General features: G+C 54.3%; 19 protein-coding genes. 7 read left to right on the top strand and 12 right to left on the bottom strand.

Features of this window, described 5'->3' with window-relative positions:
- Positions 1–305 precede the first annotated feature (305 nt).
- The 3 genes from ACZ5FM_RS24360 (at position 306) to ACZ5FM_RS24350 (ending at position 4239) form a co-directional block, all read left to right on the top strand.
- The gene (locus tag ACZ5FM_RS24360; RefSeq protein ID WP_464041519.1) at positions 306–1955 is read left to right on the top strand and encodes a tannase/feruloyl esterase family alpha/beta hydrolase; all 1650 of its coding nucleotides are present in this window, start codon (positions 306–308) and stop codon (positions 1953–1955) included.
- Positions 1956–2004: 49 nt separating this feature from the next.
- Complete coding sequence (locus tag ACZ5FM_RS24355) at positions 2005–3126, top strand: serine hydrolase domain-containing protein (RefSeq protein ID WP_464041518.1); 1122 nt, start codon at positions 2005–2007, stop codon at positions 3124–3126.
- A 162-nt stretch (positions 3127–3288) separates the two neighbouring features.
- A complete protein-coding gene (locus tag ACZ5FM_RS24350) occupies positions 3289–4239 on the top strand; it encodes a LysR family transcriptional regulator (RefSeq protein WP_259149734.1) in 951 nt (316 codons plus the stop codon).
- 19 nt (positions 4240–4258) lie between these two features.
- Here the strand turns inward: ACZ5FM_RS24350 and ACZ5FM_RS24345 are convergent, their stop codons facing one another.
- The 6 genes from ACZ5FM_RS24345 to ACZ5FM_RS24320 all read right to left on the bottom strand — a co-directional run bounded on the left by ACZ5FM_RS24345 (position 4259) and on the right by ACZ5FM_RS24320 (position 10909).
- On the bottom strand, positions 4259–5338 hold the full coding sequence (locus tag ACZ5FM_RS24345; RefSeq protein ID WP_464041517.1) for a serine hydrolase domain-containing protein: 1080 nt from the start codon (positions 5336–5338) through the stop codon (positions 4259–4261).
- A gap of 42 nt (positions 5339–5380) precedes the next feature.
- On the bottom strand, positions 5381–6370 hold the full coding sequence (locus tag ACZ5FM_RS24340) for an ABC transporter ATP-binding protein (protein ID WP_464041516.1): 990 nt from the start codon (positions 6368–6370) through the stop codon (positions 5381–5383).
- Positions 6367–7341, bottom strand: coding sequence for an ABC transporter ATP-binding protein (locus ACZ5FM_RS24335; RefSeq protein ID WP_464041515.1), 975 nt, complete (start codon positions 7339–7341; stop codon positions 6367–6369). Before ACZ5FM_RS24335 ends, ACZ5FM_RS24340 begins: the two co-directional genes overlap by 4 nt.
- A complete protein-coding gene (locus tag ACZ5FM_RS24330) occupies positions 7338–8225 on the bottom strand; it encodes an ABC transporter permease (protein WP_464041549.1) in 888 nt (295 codons plus the stop codon). Before ACZ5FM_RS24330 ends, ACZ5FM_RS24335 begins: the two co-directional genes overlap by 4 nt.
- A 13-nt stretch (positions 8226–8238) precedes the next feature.
- Positions 8239–9210: an ABC transporter permease gene (locus tag ACZ5FM_RS24325; RefSeq protein ID WP_259149729.1), complete on the bottom strand. Its 972-nt coding sequence runs from the start codon at positions 9208–9210 to the stop codon at positions 8239–8241.
- Between the two features lie 142 nt (positions 9211–9352).
- Positions 9353–10909, bottom strand: a complete 1557-nt coding sequence (locus ACZ5FM_RS24320) for an ABC transporter substrate-binding protein (RefSeq protein WP_464041514.1) — start codon at positions 10907–10909, stop codon at positions 9353–9355.
- Positions 10910–11328: 419 nt separating this feature from the next.
- Here ACZ5FM_RS24320 and ACZ5FM_RS24315 point away from each other — a divergent pair, with 419 nt between their 5' ends.
- Both ACZ5FM_RS24315 and ACZ5FM_RS24310 read left to right on the top strand, forming a co-directional pair.
- Positions 11329–12369 carry an AraC family transcriptional regulator gene (locus tag ACZ5FM_RS24315; RefSeq protein ID WP_464041513.1) on the top strand — a complete coding sequence of 347 codons (1041 nt, stop codon included), beginning with the start codon at positions 11329–11331 and terminating at the stop codon, positions 12367–12369.
- A 218-nt stretch (positions 12370–12587) separates the two neighbouring features.
- Positions 12588–13625, top strand: a complete 1038-nt coding sequence (locus tag ACZ5FM_RS24310; protein WP_275643052.1) for a zinc-dependent alcohol dehydrogenase family protein — start codon at positions 12588–12590, stop codon at positions 13623–13625.
- Positions 13626–13805: 180 nt separating this feature from the next.
- Here ACZ5FM_RS24310 and pcaF read toward each other — a convergent pair whose 3' ends face one another.
- The 3 genes from pcaF to ACZ5FM_RS24295 are packed head-to-tail and all read right to left on the bottom strand — an operon-like array spanning position 13806 to position 16416.
- Positions 13806–15011 (bottom strand): 3-oxoadipyl-CoA thiolase, encoded by a 1206-nt coding sequence (gene pcaF, locus ACZ5FM_RS24305; protein ID WP_464041512.1) that lies wholly within the window; start codon positions 15009–15011, stop codon positions 13806–13808.
- Between the two features lie 11 nt (positions 15012–15022).
- Positions 15023–15712, bottom strand: a complete 690-nt coding sequence (locus ACZ5FM_RS24300; protein WP_464041511.1) for a CoA transferase subunit B — start codon at positions 15710–15712, stop codon at positions 15023–15025.
- Positions 15709–16416 (bottom strand): 3-oxoacid CoA-transferase subunit A, encoded by a 708-nt coding sequence (locus tag ACZ5FM_RS24295; protein WP_192490123.1) that lies wholly within the window; start codon positions 16414–16416, stop codon positions 15709–15711. The genes ACZ5FM_RS24300 and ACZ5FM_RS24295 overlap by 4 nt, the downstream gene beginning before the upstream one ends.
- 138 nt (positions 16417–16554) lie before the next feature.
- Here ACZ5FM_RS24295 and ACZ5FM_RS24290 point away from each other — a divergent pair, with 138 nt between their 5' ends.
- Positions 16555–17316 (top strand): IclR family transcriptional regulator domain-containing protein, encoded by a 762-nt coding sequence (locus tag ACZ5FM_RS24290; RefSeq protein ID WP_464041510.1) that lies wholly within the window; start codon positions 16555–16557, stop codon positions 17314–17316.
- Positions 17317–17511: 195 nt separating this feature from the next.
- Here the strand turns inward: ACZ5FM_RS24290 and ACZ5FM_RS24285 are convergent, their stop codons facing one another.
- Positions 17512–17952 (bottom strand): pyridoxamine 5'-phosphate oxidase family protein, encoded by a 441-nt coding sequence (locus ACZ5FM_RS24285; protein ID WP_464041509.1) that lies wholly within the window; start codon positions 17950–17952, stop codon positions 17512–17514.
- Between the two features lie 515 nt (positions 17953–18467).
- On the bottom strand, positions 18468–18893 hold the full coding sequence (locus tag ACZ5FM_RS24280; protein ID WP_259149747.1) for a plastocyanin/azurin family copper-binding protein: 426 nt from the start codon (positions 18891–18893) through the stop codon (positions 18468–18470).
- 210 nt (positions 18894–19103) lie between these two features.
- Here ACZ5FM_RS24280 and ACZ5FM_RS24275 point away from each other — a divergent pair, with 210 nt between their 5' ends.
- Positions 19104–19586 (top strand): hypothetical protein, encoded by a 483-nt coding sequence (locus ACZ5FM_RS24275; RefSeq protein ID WP_464041508.1) that lies wholly within the window; start codon positions 19104–19106, stop codon positions 19584–19586.
- Between the two features lie 40 nt (positions 19587–19626).
- Here the strand turns inward: ACZ5FM_RS24275 and ACZ5FM_RS24270 are convergent, their stop codons facing one another.
- Positions 19627–21093 carry a PAS domain-containing protein gene (locus tag ACZ5FM_RS24270; RefSeq protein ID WP_312950595.1) on the bottom strand — a complete coding sequence of 489 codons (1467 nt, stop codon included), beginning with the start codon at positions 21091–21093 and terminating at the stop codon, positions 19627–19629.
- Positions 21094–21316: the final 223 nt, after the last annotated feature.

Below are 21316 nucleotides of genomic sequence, written 5' to 3'. Positions count from 1 at the left end.
AAGTGTTGACAGCTAAACCCCTAATTTCCTCAGTTTTCTCGACAAAATTTACGAGGCGGGCAGCCTGACATATCGTAAACGCGATTCCACAGAACCGGCCCTTCGGTACCATATTCCCACAGGTGTCTAATCAGGCTCGAGATGACCTGGCTGTAGACGTTTCAAGTGCGAACTTCGGAGTTCATGCGCCGAACGCAACAATAGGTCTATTATTTGCATTTCACGAAACCACCTTTTTTCCGCTAAGTCTGATGCAAGAGGAGTGCTGTCGGCAATTGGAGTTGCCGGGCGGCTTGGAGGAAATTATGACATCCTTGTTTGGAGCAACATCACGCGTTGTGATGACGATCTCGCTTGCCTATTCCACAGCACCCGCGGCTTTCGCTGCAACGCCAGATGCATCCGGCCCGTGTTCGGCGATCGCCGCACTGTCAATTCCAGCGGACAGGATAAGCCTGCCAACCAGTGGTGCCACAATCCAGTCGGCCACACTCGTTACGACGTCCGAAACATCCAACCAAAACGGTGAATACTGCAAAGTGATCGGGCAGATCAAACCTGTTGATCCAAAGGCCCCCGACATTGTCTGGCAGGTTAATCTTCCATCTGCATGGAATGGCAAATTGCTGCAATATGGTGGAGGTGGCTACAATGGAAGCCTGCCGCCCACCACGGATAAAACGACTTTAGGTCTGGACGTCGTTCCAACGCCTCTGGCGCAGGGTTTTGTCACCTTCGGCAGCGATTCCGGTCATCAGGCTGCAAATGCGGATGATGCCTCCTTCGCCAGAAATGACGAGGCGATGTTAAACTACGGCTATATGCACATCAGAAAAGTGCTCGATGTAGCAAAGGTTCTGGTAGAAAAACGTTACGAGAAACCGGTCAAGCGCGTTTATTTCCAGGGCGGGTCCACCGGGGGGCGCGAAGGGCTCACGGCAGCGTCACGCTGGCCACAATCGTATGACGGCATACTGACGAATTATCCAACGGCTAATTTTGTTGGGCTCAGGCTGTGGGGAGCTGGTCTGGCACGGGCAGTTTACGATGATAAATCTGCTGGCTGGATACCACCCGCACTCGTAGAGCACATTGCAAAGACGTCGTTGAAGTCATGCGATGGGCTGGATGGCGCCGACGATGGTTTGGTCAGCAATTTTCAAGGCTGTCGTGCTCAGGCGGCAGCTTTAATCCAGAGCCTCTCCTGCAAGGCGGATGTCACTGGAAATCCCAGAGATTGCCTGACGAAAGCCCAGATAGATAGAACACTGAAAATCTATCATGAGGGCTATTCACTGCCATATCAGTTGGCAAACGGCATAGACCAGTATCCCGGCTATAACAGCCTGGAAGGCATCGTGATGCAGTTAGGATCGGAGCCAAGCCTTCGCATCCCTCCGGTCTCGGGACCAAACGCGCATCACGCAAGTCGGTCTTTTGAATTTTTGCAGAATTTTGTTCAGCGAGATCAGCCGCTTGACCTGCTGTCTTTTGACATTCGGGAGCCCGGAAAACTCAAAGATCGGATCGTGGAACTGTCCAACGTGATTGGTGCGACAACAACGGACTGGTCAGCCTTCAGCGATCGTGGAGGCAAAATCATATGGCTTCAGGGCAATGATGACCCAAGCGTTAGTCCACTGGGCAATGCAAAACTATTTGAAGCTATCGTGACAAAGATGGGCAAGGAGAAGGTCAGAGACTTTATGCGCTTCTATCTCGTTCCCGGTCTGGCGCATGGTGGCGGCCGCTTTTCGCCAACGTGGGACAATTTAACGGCACTCGATAATTGGGTGGAACACGGCGTGCCCCCTTCCAATCCGGTTGTCGTTGACGCAACGAAATCATCCACCACGGGCCGTAGCAGACCCCTTTGCGAATATCCAAGCTGGCCGAAATACAAAGGCGATGGCGACATGGAATTAGCGACTAGCTTTGTCTGCTCTGAGAAATAACTCCATCTGCCCTTCAGTACGCTACTCAATAATTAACGGGAGGATCACAATGGCCACAGGCCCTAACCTGTCAAGACGTTGCCTACTTGCAGCATCCGCAGCGTCAACCTTCGCCGCGATCGGCCTTGGCGGCCAGACAGCCAGCGCAACCAATACCACTCCAAACACCGATGCTGGTAGGCCATGGAAAACTGTAGGCGATGTCAGGGCCGTCGGGTGGTCACCAGCGAAACTCGCAGACGTGGAAGCAAAGCTCTATTCGATGCCAACAACGTCCATGATGGTGGTCCAAGGCGGAGATATTGTCTATCGATACGGCAATCTGTCGGATGTCAGCTATCTTGCATCTGCTCGAAAAAGTATATTGTCGATGCTTTTTGGCCGATATGTCGCCGAAGGAAAGATCGATCTCGACATGACGATTGGCGAGATCGGCATTGATGAAGATGACGGTCTTTTGCCCAGGGAAAAGACGGCCAGCGTCAAAGACCTTCTGACATCAAGTTCAGGTGTCTATCACGCCGCCGGGAGCCCTGGGGGCAACGCAAAAACACCGGAGCGTGGCCAAACGGAACCGGGGTCGGTCTTTCTCTACAACAATTGGGACTTTAACGTTCTGGGCGCAATTTTCGAAAAGCGCACTGGTAAGAGCGTGTTTCAAGCACTGAAAGACGATCTTGCCGAGCCGCTGGGCTTTGAGGACTTCGATTTCGATCGCCAGCGCATGATGGGTTACGAAAATCAATCGCGCTATCTCGCCTATCATCTGTTCCTGTCCGCTCGCGATATGGCGCGCCTCGGACAATTGATGCTCCAAGGCGGGAAGTGGAACGGTAAGGTAATCGTGCCGGAAAACTGGATCGCTCAGAGCACGAAAATTCGGTTTACGGCGGAGCAGACCAAGAGCAAAGAAGGGCTTGGATATGGTTATCTCTGGTGGGTACCGACATCAGATGATCCGGCGTTCAAAGGGTCCTTTCTGATGAACGGCAACTTCGGACAATTCGTTTTATGCCTACCCGCGATCGATACTGTCATCGTCCATCGTCGCGCAGTCACGGATGAGTTTGCGTTGGCCCGAAATCTGGGAAAGACCACCTACGAACCCACCAAGGTGTCGGCTGGCGAATTTCTAGCGATCGCAGAAGCAGTCGTGGCAGCAAGAGCCTGACACTGTTTTCGCAGCCGTGGTTAAAACGGCCGTCATTTCTATGTTGCCCATGAGAAACAGCACGTGCTCGATTGCTATCGAGCACGTGTGCTTTTACGGTTAGAAACAGGACACGTGGCGATATGATCACGGTGGAGTGTCGCGGAAACGTCAGGGTTTGCCATGCAGCGGTTTCAATTGGGATCGGTCGATCTCAATCTCTTGAAAGTCATCTATGCGCTGGTCGTAAAAGGCAACATGACGGCCGCCGGAGAGTATATTGGCCTGTCCCAACCCGCTATGAGCCATGCCTTGAAACGGGTCCGCGCCATCACCGGCGACGAACTTTTCAAGAAGACATCGGGCGGGTTTGTGATGACCCGATTTTGCACCGAGATTTTTCCGACGGTGCGACGGATCATCGAAGACACCGAATCCGTTATGCTCCAGCAACTCGCATTCGAGCCGGCGACATCCCACCGTGCGTTCAGAATTGGGATGAACGATTATTTCTCTGTCGTGCTGATGCCACGCCTTGTGGAGCGCATCCGCTCTGAGGCTGAACATTGTGTTCTGGAAGTCATCCACATGCCACGCACTGGCGTGAACAACAACAGAAATTTTCTTCCGGTGGTTCAGGAGCACCTCGATGAAGGAACCATCGATGTCGCGGTCATGACCGCCGACAATTTTCCAACGCGATATCGCTGCGCCTCACTGTTCACCGAGAGACGCGTCTGCATCATGTCAGCAAACAATCCCGCTGCGAAAAACCCGCTGACGCTCGACGCATTGTTGTCGCTTGGCCACGTCAAGGTAACGTCTGCACCGAGCCGTCGCGGCTGGGTTGACGAACGTCTCGATGCGATGGGATTAGAGCGCCGCGTCGTCGCGGTGGTACCGCATTTTTCCGCAGCCGTCGCCATTGTGTCCCGCAGCAATCTTGTCGCCATGATGCCGGAAAGCGTCGCGAAGCTGTTTGAGAGATCACAAGAATTATTGCTGCTGGAATCACCTTTTGCGGAAGAAAAACAATCCACCAGCATGATCTGGCTTGCCGAAAAGGAACGCGATCCGGCAAGCCTCTGGCTACGTGACCAAATCTCCGCTTGTTTTACGGACGATCGTCACTAGCGAAGTATTGCTGTATTGCTTATCTGGTGCCCAACTTTGCCGTAATGAATTGGTCGGCAACGCTCAGGAACTGCTCCATGGTAACGGCAGGTAGTTCTTCCTTGAAGCTTCCGTCATTGCGGGCAATTGCTAGATCATCGGGAATAGCGCGTCTGTTGACGAACACCATGTCGAGTGTTGGCATGGCCAGGATGAACTGTCCGAAATGTCCCGCTGCGACGAAGGCACCCTCCCATTCAGGAGTATTGTTTGGCACGACTGGAATCCACCAGAGGTAGCTGTAGCCGGCAATTCGGGATTTTTCGCTTTCATTCATCTTGTCGGCGGGAACGCGAATGCACGTGCTTTCCGCGACCCATTCTGCCGGTATGATTTGCTCGTCTTTCCACCGGCCGTTGCGCACCATCGACAGAGCCAGTCGGGCCATATCCCTTCCCGACAGGAAGAAGTGATAGGCCAGATAACGGGAAGCGCCCTCATATCCCATCATCCGCTGCCGCGAAGGATCGAAGTCCTGGAGCCCCATTGGGCCCGCGAAGTCCTCTTCAAAAGCTTTGAAGACACTGCGGCCTGTCAGCTGCTCGAACGCCGCCCCCAAAACGTTGAAGTCCCAGTTATTATAGTGGAAATAGTCACCTGGTTTTTTTGAGCCGCGTTCTGGAATGTTTTTTGTATTGCTGCCCGGGCTGCCTGGGCGGTGATAAACCCCTGAACTGCTGATCAGCAGATCGCGAAGCGTCGCCGTCTTCTCGATGGGAAGAAGACCATGATCTTCGTCGATATTCAAATCGGCCATCGTGAGATCTAGATCGATCTTCCCTTCTTCAACGGCTTTACCAAACAGCATAGATAGGATGCTCTTTCGGGTGGAAGCGAGATAGCTGACCTCCGATACATCGCCATAGGTATAGAGCACTTCTCCACCAGCAACCGCCATGAAAGAGGTGCTTGGCAACCCATCGAGCATGGTGTCAACTTTCTCGCGAACATCGGCAGAAAGACCGTGTTCTTCTGGCGAATTTACACTCGCCCATTCCTGCCCGGGAAATTCCTGGCTGACCACTTTTGGCTGGCGTTCCGAAGGTGCGGAAACTGACATTTTCAATCCTTTTAACATTCAGTTTTGTCGATTGCGGGATGTTCAATCGTTAAGATGACAGGCACTCTTGTGCCCTAAACCGATGGTCCGAAGCTCCGGTCTTTCCATCCGGCACCGCGCCATCGCGAAAGGACAACGCGGATGGAAATGGCACCCCGAAGGCGGTGACAGCGGGCTTGGAATTTCGCCTTCAATGGCCGAAAAGCGCCGTTGAACAGGATCAAGACTTGGTCGCTCCTGAAGAAGCGCACGCGTATAGGGGTGATTGGGGTGCGAAAACAATTCGGCGACGGGCGCCTCTTCTACGACGCGTCCAAGATACATTACCACAACACGGTCTGAGATATGCTCGACCACGGAAAGGTCGTGGCTTATGAAAAGGTAAGTCAGATCCAGCTGTTCTCGAAGATCAAGGAAGAGATTGAGGATCTGTGCCTGAATGGAAACATCGAGCGCGGCAACGGATTCGTCGCAGATCAGCATGTCCGGCTGAACCGCCAGCGCGCGCGCAATGCCGATGCGCTGGCGTTGACCGCCACTAAACTGGTGTGGAAAACGGCTTGCCATGGATGGATCAAGTCCTGATCGCTCCATCTGCTGGCTGACATAGTCATCGAGCTCGCGTCCCGTTGCCATTCCGTGGTGCAAGGGTGCTGCTCCAATAATCTCACGCACACGCTGGCGCGGATTAAGTGATGACGACGGGTCCTGAAAGATCATCTGGACTTTCAGCCGCGCCTCTTCGGCGTGTTTGCTCGTCATCTCTGTCAGCTGCTTGCCTCGGAACAGCACCGTACCTTCCGACGCTTGCAACAATCCTGCCACGACGCGGCCAAGCGTGGATTTCCCGCAGCCCGACTCACCGACGATGCCAACAACTTCACGCTCTGTTACGGTGAGACTGACATCATCCAGCGCCCGCACGACTGGATTGGGCGCTTTCAACCCCACCAGTTCCGCACCACGTTCCACAACACCCGATTTACGACTGAAGCGCTTGCTGACGTTGCGAACCTCCAAACGATTGTTCACGATGGCGCTCCTTCCATGACCGGGTGAAAACAGCGGAGTAGACGTCCCCCGACCGGCTCGAGCGCTGGGGCGGTGAGACAGATTTCAGTGGCAAACGAGCAACGCGGACGAAACGCACACCCCTTGGGCATGTTGGCAACGGACGGTGTTGTGCCGGATATCTGTTTCAGCCTTTCACCGCGCTTGTTATGAGCAGGCAGGCTTGCGATCAGGCCATTTGTATAGGGGTGCAACGGTCGTCTGAGCAAATCGGCAGTCATGCCTTGCTCGACGATACGGCCCGCATACATGACCGACAGTTTTTCAGCCAGTCCGGCGACCACGGACAGGTCATGGGTTACCCATATAAGAGCTGTGCCCTTTTCTCGGGCAAGCCTCTGTACGATTGAGAGGATCTGCGCCTGGATCGTTACGTCGAGTGCAGTTGTCGGTTCATCCGCAATGATCAGATCCGGTGACATGAGAAGGGCGATGGCAATCGCCACACGCTGCCGCATACCTCCTGAAAACTGATGAGGGTAAGCGCTAAGGCGCTGTTCGGGGCTTGGAATGCCGACCATGCCTAAGGCGTCGCGTGCACGCTCGCGTGCCACCTGTTTACTGACGGCTTCGTGCGCATGCACGACTTCCATCATCTGCGTATCAATGCGAAGCACAGGATTGAGCGTTGACATCGGATCCTGAAAGATCATCGCAATCCGGTTACCGCGAATGGACCGGAGTTCTTTCTGCGAGACCGTTCGCAAGTCCCGCCCCTTGAACAGAATTTGCCCTCCGGTTACGTCTACGGGCTTTTCGAGCAGACCCATGATCGAAAGACCTGTTACGGATTTTCCGGAACCGGATTCTCCAACGAGCCCCATGACTTCGCCTGCAGCGAGGCTGAGGTTGATGTCTTCGATAAGGGTGACGTTGCCCTGCTCCGTCACAACCTCGGTTTTCAGACCTTTGATTTCAAGCATGGCACTCATCTCCGTGCAGCCTTCGGATCCAGCAACTGGCGCAGGCGATCTCCGACGAGATTGATGGCGAAGATCGTGACCAGGAGTGCGATGCCGGGAAAAAGCGCGATCCAGTATGTGCCGGACAGCATGAATTCGTATCCGCTCGAGATCAGAAGTCCGAGTGACGGTTCCGTCACCGGCACACCAAGCCCCAAAAAGCTGAGCGTTGCCTCAAGCGTGATGGCGCGTGCCACCTGCATGGTGAGAAGCACGACAAGGGGTGACAGACAGTTGGGCAGCAACTGGCGAAAAAGGATGTTCCGATGTGGCAGCCGCAAAGACCGGGCGGCCTCCACATACTCCCGGCGTAGTTCCGTCAAGGCGGCCCCGCGGGCCGTACGCGCATAGGTCGCCCACTCTACCAGGACAATGGCAAACACAACATTGCCGACGCTCTTGCCAAGAAGTGAGAGGATCAACAGCGCAGACAGGATCGTTGGGAAGGAAAGCTGAAGATCCACGAGCCGCATCATCGCAGTTTCAACCCGTCCACCGACATAGGCCGCCGTTAAGCCGAATGCAGTGCCGACGATGAATGCGAGTGCCGCAGAGCCAATGCCCACAATAAGACTTATCCGCAATCCATAGAAAATGGCCGACAGCATGTCGCGACCCTGATCATCGGAACCGAACAGAAATGTAAAGCCTGCCGACGATTGCCCGCCAGGAGCCATACGCCCGTCCATGATGTCCAGTTGCATCAGGTCGTATGGGTTTTGTGGCGACAGATAGGGCGCAAACACGGCCAGAAAGACGACCAAGATGAACAGCACAAGTCCCAGCACTGCCAGGGGCGAGCGTGCGAACTGCCGCATGAATTGCAGGCCTGTCCGAAATTTCGAGGAATTCATAACCGCTTGCACGTCACTCTCCCTGAAGCCGAATGCGTGGATCGAGTAGCCTGTAGGTGACATCCACGACGAGGTTGATGATGACGAACATGATGACCACCAACATCAGGTAGGCGACGATGACTGGGCGATCGAGCGCGGCAATGCTGTCAATGATGATCTTGCCGACACCTGGCCATGCAAAAATTGTTTCGGTCACAACCGAGAACGCTATCGTCTGCCCGATATCCAGACCGACGACAGTGACGACGGGGATCATTACGTTCTTGAGCACATGGACACCGAGGATGCGTCTTGGTGATAGTCCCTTTGCTCGGGCAAACCGCACATATTCGCTCGACATTGCCTCGCGCACGCCAGCCTCAGTCAAACGGGTCACCATCGAAATATTGAAAAGAGAGAGACTGACGGCTGGCAACAGCATGTGCCGCAGACCATCAAGAGTGACAAAAGACCACGGTATTCCAAAGATGATTTCGGTTGCACCTCGCCCCGAACTTGGGAGCCAGCCGAGCTGGACGCTGAAGATCATGATAAGCAGGATAGCGATCCAGAAAATCGGCAGACTGAAGCCGAAGATCGAACCAATCATGATGAAGCGCGCAAAGGGGCTTTCGGGCTTCCAGCCAGCGGCAAGGCCAAGTGGCACACCGACGATGATCGATAAAAGAACGGCAGCGAAGGCGAGCTCCAGCGTTGCAGGCAAGCGCGACAAGATGAGCTCGACCGCAGGCTCCTTGTAAACGTAGCTGACACCGAGATTACCCTGTAACAACCCTTTCAGAAACAGGAAGAACTGTTCATAAAGAGGTCGATCAAGCCCAAGATCGGCGATCAGACGCAAACGGTCATCGTGGGTAGCCTCCGGCGGAAGCAAGGTCTCAATCGGGCTGCCGATCAGATGAAGTCCGACAAATACAATCAGGGCCATGGCGAGAGCGACCAGGATCGCTTGCATCAGGCGCTGGATAATCCACAGGGTCATGATACCCTCTTGTTATAGGTAAGATACTGACCATCCGTTCGTGAATGGTTTGCAATGTTATAGCCGACATCTGAGCCGATAGCTTCGCCACCAAATTGCCGGAAGCAGGCTGGTGCTTTGACACCAGCCTGCTATTTCCAGATTATTCGGAAATGTCCTTGGCAAGCGTACGCTCGTCGATGCGCGGCGCATAAGACAGTCCCTTGCGCATCACCCAGGCATTGCTCTGCTGGTAAAGCGGGATGATGGCTCCGTCCGTGACGGCAACCTTGACAGCCTCGATGAGCGCCGTTTCACGGGCCTTGTCGTCGTAGATCGTCATTGCCTTGGATACGAGGTCATCAAGCGCCGGATTGGAATAACCGCTATCATTTGCAGCACCCAGCCCGCGTTTTTGATCCACTGTGCCAAGCACGTTGACCAGCATTGAGCTTGCGTCATAGGTCGCGTTGCCAAGACCCAGAAGCTTCATCGCAAATTCCGACTTGCGCGATGAGAAGGTCGTCCAGGGAAGAGCCTCCACATTCGTCTTCACGCCAATTCTTGTCCACATCTGAGCAACAGCCTGAACAACGGCAGGCGCATTGGGGTAGCGATCATTCGGCACGTGAACCGTCAACTGGAAGCCGTCCGGATAACCGGCTTCGGCCAGCAACTTCTTGGCTGCAGCGGCGTCTGGCTTTGGAGGTTGAATGTCAGGCGTATAGGAGAAAGCGCCCTTTGGAAGCCATTGACCAGACGCGGTGGCCGTCCCCTCCATGATCTTGTCGACAATGCCTTCGCGATTGATCGCTTCCGAAAGAGCGGTGCGAACACGCGGATCCGCCAGCGGATTTTTGTCCAGCGCCTCTCCCTTTGCTCCCTTCACATTGGCCTTCCACGCGTCACCTGATGTCGATGGCGCGAGATAAATAACCCGAAGACCCGGAGTGCTAACGAATGAGAGATTGGCGGTGGTCTTGAAACGGGCGATGTCTGTTGCAGCCGGTGCGTCGATGACATCAACGTCGCCTGCCAGAGCAGCCGTCGTGCGTGCGCTTGCACTGGAAATCATGCGATAGGTCGCGTGATCCCAGGCGACTTTCTTGCCCCACCAATCAGGATTGCGCTCAAGGCCAACCTCGATGCCCTGCTTGAATGTGGTGAAACGGAAAGCGCCTGTCCCGATTGCTGCCTTGCCGGAATTGTAATCGGCCGTATCGGCCCCCTCACCTGCATGACGCGACACGATAGCGATGTTGGCGAGATCGCCCGGAAGCGTCGGTGCAGGTGTCTTTGTGTCAATCAATACAGCATTTTCGCCGTCCGCCTCGACTTTCGCAATATTGCGCATGAAGCCGCCAAAGCCACCTGGGCTGTTTGGTACGCTTCCAGCCCGGGTGAGCGTGAAAACCACATCATCGGAGGTAAATGGCTTGCCATCATGCCACTTGACGCCATCGCGCAGCGCAAAACGCCATTTTGTCTCGGAGACTGATTCCCACTTTGTCGCAAGACCCTCGACCAAAAGTCCCTCAGCGGTGCGCTCCGTCAGTCGATCGAAAATCTGCATCGCGATCGAGTTGTTCGGCGAAGCATTATAGAAATGCGGATCGATCGACGTCACCGTTCCGCTGAGACCGATCGTCAGATCCTTTGCCAGAACAGGAGTGGCAACCAAGCCCAAGATACCGGTTACGAGAAATACGCCTGTTTTCATTTTTTTAGTTCCCTCTTTTATCAACGTTTAGACGTCAAATTCGCTTTTCTCGATTTACCAACGGAACATGAAATTTAACAAATGAATGTTTTTTGCGATTGTTATTCGCCCAGCGAATAACGCTAGGGCCCTTGCCGCGCCGTATTGTCTTCGTTGTTTCGCTGTCATGCGGGTACAGTCCCTGGAACCGGGGGGACATGCTGGGACCTTCGCGGGTGACGGGCATGGCTTGAGGTAACAAAATATAATCTGCGGTCCTCACTAACGCCGAGCGCTGATCCATCCAGTCCCCGACACGATAAACCGAACGGCTGACGGGCAGATACCGGTTTGAATCGAGTCCATCGTTCCCGGGGGATTTTGGTGGATTGAAATCTTCGGTTTTTCCGGCAGGATGTCCTAGAGGTGGAGGATGTCACGTGCTGGATCACGCTTTGATATATGATGCCGAAGGGCAACCGCTTTTAAACGGTCAGCTGAATGAGTCTCGAGAGTGGGCTCAAGTGAATGCCTTTTGTAACCGGGTTTATATGCCGCTCTCGACCCGGCCGCTGGTTGCCGGTTCCGATCCCAATGCCACGCTACGCACATTGTCCGTAGGGCAGATCGTTTTCAGTCGCTTTTGCTTTGGAACCCCGACAAAGGCGGACGAATTCGACCCCTCTTCTGGAAACATCATTGTCGTCAACACGATGCGTGGGAGCGTGCGCCAACCTCTAAGCGACGGAACGAGCGTCGACACCCGGCCGGGTGACAGCTATGTTGTTGATTGTAGTCGCACTGATTACTGGAACGTCGCTGATGGCAGTGATCTCCAGCTCAACCTGACGATATCCCATAAGTTAATGGAGCAGACGGCACAGCGCTGGTATGGCTTCGTACCGGAGGACGACCTGTGGAGGAAGCGCATCGTGTTCGGCCGAGGACAGTCAGCCTGGCTTTCCTTGCTTAATTACGCAACCCTTTCGATAAATGCTAACAGCGATCGCGTCGACAGCCCTTTGATCGAGAAACGGATCGAGGAAACGATCTGCCTCGAATTATTGCGCGCATGGGCCGCATCCTCGGGGCTCAATCTCGAAACGGGCGCGCGTAGCGCTGCGCCACGTTACGTTCGCGACGCAGAGCGCTTGATGGCTGAACAAGCCCACATAGCCCCGACTGTGGTGGAAATCGCCGCACAGCTCGGGATTTCAGCCCGTAGTCTCTCGGAAGGGTTCCGGCGCTTTCGTGGTATCACACCTCACGATTATCTGACCGCTCGACGGCTTGATGGACTGCGCAAGGCACTCGAGGAGGCGTCACCAACGCACACTGTTTCCTCAGTTGCCGCCGCAAGAGGATATGTGAATATGAGCATCATGAGTGCCTCATATCGCCAGCGCTTCGGAGAAACACCTCTACAAACGTTGCAGAACCGAACAGGCGTGGGACGCGGCGAACCTATACCTGATCGGTGAGAGACAGCTCGTTTCGGCACAATACCAAACAACCCGGAACAATCTTTCTCATTTGGATCACAGACCTCCGGATTGGAGCACGCAGTGCCGGCATGACAATGCTCTTTTCGTCTAGGATGATACCAGGGCCAGTCGGCTCTTCACCATCCGGACAGGAGACGGGTTTGTGTGATCTCTGCAAAATCATGCTCAAGGGCATGCCCCAAGGGGAGGATTCGATGAAAGCGCTTGTTTATAACGGACCTGGCAAGAAGGACTGGGTTGAAAAGCCGAAACCAGAAATTCGCAAACCCACCGATGTCATTGTGCGTGTCACCAAAACCACCATATGCGGAACCGATCTGCATATTCTAAAGGGTGATGTTCCGACAGTCTCACCGGGCACCACACTTGGCCACGAAGGTGTCGGCATTGTCGAAGAGGTCGGGGCAGCTATACGCAACTTTAAAAAGGGTGATGCCGTCCTCATTTCTTGCGTCACCTCATGTGGCGCCTGCCCGAACTGCAAACGACAACTCTACGCCCATTGCTCCGACGGAGGCTGGATTCTCGGTCACAAGATCGATGGCACGCAGGCAGAGTATGTTTGTATCCCTCATGGCGACAACTCGCTTTATCCAATTCCCGAAGGAGCAGATGAAGAAGCGTTGGTGATGCTGTCCGATATCATGCCGACAGGCCTTGAGATCGGTGTGCAGGCAGGCGGCGTCAAGCCAGGCGATACTATTGCGATTGTCGGTGCTGGACCGGTCGGTATGTCAGCCCTCCTTACGGCGCAGTTTTACTCGCCCGGGAAGATCATCATGGTCGATACAGACCCGGCGCGACTGGCACTCTCGCTTCAGTTCGGGGCGACAGACAGTGTTCAGGTCGGAGAGGAAGATGCGGTTTCGCGCATTCTCGCCCTTACCGATGGCCTAGGTGTCGATGTGGCCATTGAAGCCGTCGGCGTACCGGCGACCTTTGACATTTGCCAGAAGATCGTCTCTGCCGGTGGCAAGATTGCCAATGTAGGCGTTCACGGAAAACCGGTCGAGTTGCATATTGAAGAGCTGTGGATAAAAAACATCAACATCTCGATGGGTCTCGTTTGCACCAACACGACGCCGATGTTGCTCAAAACTCTGGCGAGCGGCAAACTGGACCCTGGCAAGCTAATCACGCACCGATTTGCGCTCCATCAAATCCTCGATGCCTATGATGTCTTTGGCAACGCAGCACGCGAGAAAGCTATGAAGGTCATCCTGGCAGCCTGATAGTTTGTGACGAAGTGCGACGGACTTGTGCGATGAAGCAGTGCCCAAGTCCGTCATTCTCAAAAACAGCTTTACCGTAAAGCACGCGGCAGACCACCCCTTGTGGCGCCAGCCCGTAATATTGAAGCTGCGATGGGCCGTATGCACCAACGTTTTCTACGAGCGGTCCTTCGTTGAAATTCAAACCCGTTCCAAAGCGATCGCAATACCCTGTCCCACGCCGATGCACATTGTTGCCAGCGCATACTTTCCCTTGCCCAGAGAAAGTTGAAGCGCGGCTGTTCCTGCAATGCGGGCGCCCGACATACCCAACGGGTGGCCAAGCGCTATCGCGCCGCCATTTGGATTGACGCGCGGGTCATCATCGGCGATGCCGAGCTCTCTTAACGTTGCCAGGCCTTGTGATGCGAAAGCTTCGTTGAGTTCAATGACATCGAAGCGGTCCTGTGTGAGGCCGAGCATCGTCATCAGCTTCTTAGAGGCCGGTACTGGGCCAATGCCCATGACGCGCGGAGGAACACCGGCTGCCGCACCGGCCAGAACACGGGCACGTGGCGTCAGGCCATATTTTTTTGCGGCTTGCTCGGAAGCGAGTATGAGAGCGGCAGCGCCGTCGTTGACCCCGGAGGCATTCCCCGCCGTCACCGTTCCACCTTCCTTCCTGAAAGGTGTGCCGAGTTTGGCAAGGGCTTCAAGCGTTGTTGCTCGGGGATGCTCATCTTGGGAAACCGTGATGGCATCACCCTTTCGCTGCGGGACAAAAACCGGGATGATTTCTCGGGCAAGTCGGCCATTTTCCTGTGCAGCCGCGGCTTTCATCTGGCTGCAAAACGCAAATGCATCCTGATCTTCGCGAGAAATCCGGTAATCTTGCGCAACATTTTCCCCCGTTTCGGGCATGGAATCGACGCCATACAGTTTTTTCATCAATGGATTGATGAAACGCCAGCCAATCGTCGTGTCATGGATTTCCGCATGACGGGAAAACGCCGTGTCCGCCTTGGGCATCACAAAAGGCGCACGGCTCATACTTTCCACGCCTCCAGCGATCATTAAGTCTGCTTCGCCTGATTTAATAGCGCGGGCGGCGGTCATCACCGCATCCATACCGGAACCGCACAGGCGGTTGACTGTGGTGCCAGTAATGGAGACCGGTAGCCCAGCAAGAAGTAGCGACATACGCGCAACATTCCTGTTGTCTTCGCCTGCCTGATTGGCACAGCCATAAATGATGTCTCCAATCGCCTCCCAGTCGACGCCAGTATTTCGTTCGACAAGCGCCTTGAGCGGCAAAGCTCCGAGATCGTCAGCGCGTACCGAGGAAAGCGCCCCGCCAAACCGGCCAATGGGGGTTCTGACGTAGTCGCAGATGTAAGCTTCGGCCATAGGTATTGCCCTCACAAATCAGGAACGACGAGGTCGGCGACCGCCCCGTCGACATGCAGCGCTGCTCCGGTCATGGCTTGCAGATCATCAACGCTCATGCCGACAAGTTTCTCCCTCAGCACAAAACGCCCCTGAGCGACGTCGATGACAGAGTGGCTGGTGTAGATGCGTGTGACGCAAGCAACACCGGTCAACGGGAACGTGCATTTCTCAACCAGCTTCGGCTCGCCGTTCTTGGTCACGTGTTCGGTGATGACAAAGACCTGCTTGGCGCCGTGGACAAGATCCATCGCACCGCCGACCGCTGGCACACCCTTAGAACCGACCCGCCAATTCGCAAGGTCTCCATTTTGCGCAACCTGTAAGGCACCGAGAATAGCGACATCGAGATGACCACCGCGCACCATGGCAAAACTGTCTGCATGATGGAAGAACGCGGCACCGGGCTTCAAAGTCACAGCCTTTTTCCCGGCATTGATGAGATCCCAATCCTCCTCACCGACCTTCGGCGCCTCTCCAAAATCGAGGATGCCGTTTTCCGTGTGGAATATCGCTTCCCGGCCGGGTGGTTGGTACCGCGCAACCATCTCCGGAAAACCGATACCAAGGTTGACATAGGCACCGTCAGCGATGTCCTGGGCTGCACGCCAGGCAATCTGCGCGTTGCTTAGCTTGTTTTCTTCGTGAATGGCACTTGTCATGCGTATGCAACTCCGGCCCGAATGAGTTCCTCTTCCTGTTGTGGCTGTGAGACCTCGACAAGACGATCAACAAAAATCCCGGGGGTCACGACATGTTCGGGATCAATTTCCCCGGGTTCGACGATACCGGAGACCTGAACAATCGTCCTGGCAGCGGCCATGCACATCAACGGATTGAAGTTGCGTGCGGCCTTGTTGTAGATCAGGTTTCCATGGCGATCGCCGAGATGAGCCTTGATGATGGCGAAATCGGCCTTGAGCCAACGCTCCTGAACATAGTGCCTGCCATCAAACTCGCCGATCGGCTTTCCGTCGGCAAGCTCCGTGCCGTAGGCGGTCGGCGTGTAGAATGCAGGAATTCCTGCTCCGCCCGCACGAATACGTTCCGCGAGCGTGCCTTGCGGAACAAGCTCAAGTTCGATTTCACCAGCAAGATACCTGTCAGTAAATGCACGCGGATCAGACGATTTCGGAAACGAACAGATCATTTTGCGGACCATGCCCGCATCGATCATGGCAGCGATGCCGATCCGGCCATTTCCGGCATTATTGTTTATCACTGTCAGGCCTTTCGGCCCTTTGTCGATCAGTGCGTGAATAAGTTCAATCGGCGCACCAGATCCTCCGAAACCACCGATCATCACCGTTGCGCCGTCACCAATCTCCGAGACGGCTTGCGCAAGGTTCGGGCTCGTCTTGTCCATCCTACGACCTCCACGGATGTAACTTCGATGGCCCCGTTAAGGAGCCTTGTCTAATTTTCTACCGCTGCCCATTGTCGACCTCAACCGAATTGTGCGATATACTGCATTTGTTTACATATCGCACAAACGAGAAATGATGTGGCTATCAAGCAAAACGACATGATGGGCGGATTAGCCAAGGGTCTACGCGTTATCGAAGCATTTACCGCCGAAACACCGCGCTTGAGCATTTCGCAAACTGCGGACATCACGGGACTGGACCGAGCCACCGCACGGCGGTGCCTGTTGACCCTCGCAGAACATGGGTACTGTGCATATGATGGTAAATTCTTCACTGTGACCCCGCGTGTGCTGCGGCTCGGAACAGGATGCCTCGCATCCATGCCATTGCCACGCATTGTTCAGCCTTGGCTTGATCAACTGTCGGAAAAGATTGGTCAGAGCACGTCTGTTGCTATTCTGGACGATGCGGAAATCGTTTATGTGGCCCGTGCAGCGCAGAGAAGAGTGATGTCGATTGCTCTGATGCCCGGGTCCCGACTTCCGGCCTACTGCACATCTTTGGGGCGCGTTATGCTGGCGGCAATGGCTGAACATCACGTTCGCGACATGCTGTCGGGCCATCCGCTCCAGGCCAGAACTTTGAGGACACTCAATGATGTCGACGCGATAATGGCAGAGTTGGAACTGGTGAGAAAGCAAGGATATGCCGCGGTCGACCAGGAGGTCGAGCAAGGGCTGCGATCTGTCGCGGTTCCACTTAAAAATGCGCGCGGCATTGTCATCGGAGCTCTCAATACGGGGCTCGCAGCCTCCCCTGAGCCCATGGCACAGGTCATTGAGACCTATCTTCCATCATTGTTGCAGGTAAGCCGCGAGCTTCAGGGCGTTCTCGCTTGAACGTGAATACGATTGGTGGGTCTCAAATTATCAGGCGAGAGGCTCGCGACCTCACGTATGATCTGCATCAGATAGCATCCTCGTGCTAACGAGCCAGCGTATGTCACTCGAGTTGATCGGCAGTGCACACAGTCGTTCGTCAAAGATACCGACAGAGCATCCTTAACCAACAGTGGATTTAGATAGTGCTTGCGATCAATCCCTTGTTGCATGGCGCCCAGAGATAACTTCAATCTGGATGCTATAGAAAACGGGAGTGAGGCCTACAGCATCCCTGGACTTGTACATTCCCGGTTCCCACCAGTTGGCCCTCTGCTGTAAAAGACACCAGGCGTACATATGTTCATCATGCCATTTTTCGTCGTCAGGCAGTTCTTGATAACGGCCCTCCAGAAGGACGCTCTGCCATTCATCCGGTGTGACCAATTGCTCAATCTGGACGCAGGCGTGCGGGTTAAGTCGAAGACTGTCGATCTTTTTGCCCGGTAATGAAAAGCTGTAAAAGGCACCGTCCCTGAAAGCATACCGTATTGGAACAACATAAGGACGCTCGTCACAGATGCAGCCGAGATGACCAATCTGGTTAACCGCTAGCATCGTCTCGCATTCCTGCCTTGTCATATCTCGCAAATTCATTTTGGAGCTCCTGGTTACCCGCAGCTGTACGGTTTGCGCACACACTATAGTTTGCTGGCAGAGCGCTATTCTTGCGCCTTTTGCGCCAACTTTGCCACCCATCATGTTTACCGTCAGTCATGCTTCGCATGACGGTTATCTGCCAATAGAATTGGCGCAAATGAGACGTCAGCAGATGAACGAATATTAGCATCCGGATAGTGGCGTGGATGCGGTAGCACGTTAGGCAAAACGGCATCCGACTTGTGGCTAAAAACCGGAAGAGTTATCCTGGCCATGTTTGAATATTGGCACTTGCCACTTGTTCTTCGGGATACGCCACGTCCATGCGCTCATGTCATCTAGGGGCATTTGATTTGAAATCACAAGGGCAGCTGTCAGCTACAGCAGGACGCTTGCAGGCCGAAGAATGCAATGGCCTAATCGGTGTAGCAATTAAACCATTGCATTAGAGCATCACAGAGGTTGCATGTTCCAGCCTCAAAAATCGAACGTGCCCTATGGATTGCGCGGGTCTACTTTGTGACCGTCAGCATGGCATGCATGCCCGCTCCATAGTGGCCCTTGATATTGCATAACAGGACATATGACCCAGGAACTAGCTTAACTTTCAACTGCCCGTCAGCGCCAGGCTTTAACTCGGCAACTTCGCCCATGCTGTGCAGGGCCTTCTCGTCGACCCTATTCTTGGATTTGTTGATGGAGATCATCTGATCCGCTGACTTCAGCTTGACGAGCACCATTTCGTGCTCTTCTGTCATGGCGTCATTGTGAACCAGAAACGTCGTATCGCCGGCCTTGATCGTCGACTGATCGAGCGTCAACGTCATCGGACCGCCACCTTCGCCTCCTTCGACAACCTTAATCGTAGTCGCTGCGAACACGGGCGCTGCGACGCAGAACGCAGCACAGGTCATAAAAATTTTCTTTAGGATGCGCATTGTGTGTTCCCTTGGTATGTCATCGGGAACCAGCTCATAGAAAACAATGCTGACATCAGCCTGAATGATCAAACTCTCGCTGATCCCCCTTGAAACAACTTGGCAAAAGGTGACTGTAACGCATGCGATTATTTCCGCACTGCCGTCGTTCCACCGCAAATCAGGATCATAAATCCGTCCTTATAACTCCCCGCTTGAGAAGGACGGGCAATGAGAAAACAAACACGTCAACACACAGCCGTGTGTATGCTTTCGGCGACCATGTTCTCGCTCGCCGGGACGGCGCATGCCGACTGCCGCTCAGCCCTTAACACCCCCAACTGGAGCCAAATAGCGCGGTCAGTTTCCACTCTACAGCTTTGTGAACAAATCCCCGTCGGCCCAAATCAAACAGCAAGGTTCGACATCGTTTCGCTCGATACCTGCTCTTTTCCCAATAACGTTGTATCGGTCACAGCAAAGGCGATTCTCACCTGCCAGTCGGGACAAGGCTCTTTCCTACAAATGCCATCCGTTGATAGTGAAGTCACGGTTGCAGCCACGCTCGATATGGCGGCGTGTCGTATCATAAGTTCTGATCTCAAGGTCAGTGGTGAAATTGGTGCAATTCTGTCGAGCCTGGAAGATGTTCAGGCAGCTGCGCGTAACTGGGCACAATCCAATTTGTCGCGGCTTTGTGCGATGCAGCGCTGACAAAGCCTTATTCTGTCATATCTCACGTCACGGTGGTTCTTTAACGCAAATCACCTGTTGTACAGTCGAGCGTAAAGAGAAGGCCTTCGGAAAGGTATTCGATTTTCGCCTCTCCTTGCACTGTGGCCGATAGGGCGCGTTCTATCATTCGGGTGCCGAAGCCTCTGCGTTTGGGTGCTGCAACGCGAGGGCCGTTCGTTTCGTGCCAGACAAATTGAAAGCGCTCACCTTCGACAGTCCACTTGATGGAAACACATCCCGTCTCAGTCGATAGCGCACCGTACTTGACAGCATTCGTGGCGAGCTCATGCAAGGCCATCATAAGGGCACCGCTCACGGCGGAAGAAAGTGTCACCTGTGGTCCATCGATTGCAAACCTCACGTCATCATTGAATGGCGTCAACGCCCGCTCGACAGCGTTTTTTAAATCAACGATCTCGAAGTTTTCACCGGTCAGAATGGATTGAGACCGAGCCAGAGCGTTAATGCGTTCGTGAACGTTGCTGCTAATCTCATCAATAGGTGCGTCAGTTCTCAATGACTGGGTTACAACAGACTGAACCGTCGCGAGGATGTTTTTGATCCGATGGGCCATCTCCTGAGTTATCAGCGTTCGGAATTCCTCTGCCTTTTTGCGCTCAGTGATGTCGATCGAGATGCCGCTCATCACAGTCGGCTGACCACTTCCGTTATACATCGTCTGCGCTCGGATCTCGATCCAGTGGAGGGAACCGTCTGGCCAGTAGGCACGATACTCCACGTGGAGCTCGCCATCTCCGGCAATCGCAGCCGCAACCGTGTCTTGCCAGCGATCAACATCGTCGGGGTGGATTGCGGCACGAAGGTTCTCGTACGTGAAGGTATCGGCCTCAGGAATACCGAAATTGGCTTTGCATATTTGGCTGGCGACAAGCCGTCCCTCGGGCAAGCTTAGTGTCCATGTGCCAAGTCTGCCCGCCTTCAATGTAAACAGCAATCGTTCTTCTGCGGCGGTCAGATCGGCAATTCTCTGCTGCATCACAGTATCGACATCGAGGTCGCGGGGTGACGTCCCTGCCGTTCTCTCCCGCGTCACATCGAGTTGCGATGCAAAATAGTAGCTAAGTTCACCCTCGTTGAAGACTGGGGAAACCAGCAGGCGATTCCAGAAAGGTGTGCCGTTCTTGCGATAATTGAGAAGATCTATTTCGATGGGCTGCCTGTCGGATACCGCCTTTCGAACCCTGTTGACATCCTCGAGGTTCGTACCTGGCCCCTGTAGAAAGCGGCAGTTTCGTCCAAGTGTTTCCTCGCGGGTGTATCCCGTCAGTTTTAGAAACGCGTCGTTTACAAAAACGATCGGATTGTCTGATTGCGAAGGGTCGGTGATCAGCATCGGCATTCTGGTCGCACGCATCGCCGCAGCAAATGGATCAGCCCCGGCGGTCAGGGAGTGTATCTCCTGATCAATTCGCCGCGCTTCTTTTTTGTTCGTCATGGAGGCTGTTTCATCCAAACTGATCAGCAAGGTAATTAATTTCCTATATGCTAACACAGCGGAAAAAAGCAAGGCGACCACGGTCGACTCACATTTGGCTCCGGACAGATTGGCTTTCAGCGAAGCTCAGTCCTGTTTGAGCAGCAGACGAAACTACTTGATAAATGCGTGGGGCAAGGCGAGCCATCGTGGCAGCCCCATGGCTGCGGGCGCCGACAGTCGCCACCTTGTCTATGCTGAGACCGAAATCAGC

The sequence above is a fragment of the Agrobacterium sp. 5Ca50 genome (assembly GCF_055381905.1).
Note: the sequence above shows the minus strand (reverse complement) of the source record. Positions and strands in the feature narration are given on the sequence as shown.

What these genes read in the sequence shown, in the direction of transcription:
- ACZ5FM_RS24360 (WP_464041519.1), top strand. Translation starts at nt 306, where the DNA reads ATGACATCCTTGTTTGGAGCAACATCACGCGTTGTGATGACGATCTCG.
- ACZ5FM_RS24355 (WP_464041518.1), top strand. Translation starts at nt 2,005, where the DNA reads ATGGCCACAGGCCCTAACCTGTCAAGACGTTGCCTACTTGCAGCATCC.
- ACZ5FM_RS24350 (WP_259149734.1), top strand. Translation starts at nt 3,289, where the DNA reads ATGCAGCGGTTTCAATTGGGATCGGTCGATCTCAATCTCTTGAAAGTC.
- ACZ5FM_RS24345 (WP_464041517.1), bottom strand. Translation starts at nt 5,338, where the DNA reads ATGTCAGTTTCCGCACCTTCGGAACGCCAGCCAAAAGTGGTCAGCCAG.
- ACZ5FM_RS24335 (WP_464041515.1), bottom strand. Translation starts at nt 7,341, where the DNA reads ATGAGTGCCATGCTTGAAATCAAAGGTCTGAAAACCGAGGTTGTGACG.
- ACZ5FM_RS24330 (WP_464041549.1), bottom strand. Translation starts at nt 8,225, where the DNA reads ATGAATTCCTCGAAATTTCGGACAGGCCTGCAATTCATGCGGCAGTTC.
- ACZ5FM_RS24325 (WP_259149729.1), bottom strand. Translation starts at nt 9,210, where the DNA reads ATGACCCTGTGGATTATCCAGCGCCTGATGCAAGCGATCCTGGTCGCT.
- ACZ5FM_RS24320 (WP_464041514.1), bottom strand. Translation starts at nt 10,909, where the DNA reads ATGAAAACAGGCGTATTTCTCGTAACCGGTATCTTGGGCTTGGTTGCC.
- ACZ5FM_RS24310 (WP_275643052.1), top strand. Translation starts at nt 12,588, where the DNA reads ATGAAAGCGCTTGTTTATAACGGACCTGGCAAGAAGGACTGGGTTGAA.
- pcaF (WP_464041512.1), bottom strand. Translation starts at nt 15,011, where the DNA reads ATGGCCGAAGCTTACATCTGCGACTACGTCAGAACCCCCATTGGCCGG.
- ACZ5FM_RS24300 (WP_464041511.1), bottom strand. Translation starts at nt 15,712, where the DNA reads ATGACAAGTGCCATTCACGAAGAAAACAAGCTAAGCAACGCGCAGATT.
- ACZ5FM_RS24295 (WP_192490123.1), bottom strand. Translation starts at nt 16,416, where the DNA reads ATGGACAAGACGAGCCCGAACCTTGCGCAAGCCGTCTCGGAGATTGGT.
- ACZ5FM_RS24285 (WP_464041509.1), bottom strand. Translation starts at nt 17,952, where the DNA reads ATGAATTTGCGAGATATGACAAGGCAGGAATGCGAGACGATGCTAGCG.
- ACZ5FM_RS24280 (WP_259149747.1), bottom strand. Translation starts at nt 18,893, where the DNA reads ATGCGCATCCTAAAGAAAATTTTTATGACCTGTGCTGCGTTCTGCGTC.
- ACZ5FM_RS24275 (WP_464041508.1), top strand. Translation starts at nt 19,104, where the DNA reads ATGAGAAAACAAACACGTCAACACACAGCCGTGTGTATGCTTTCGGCG.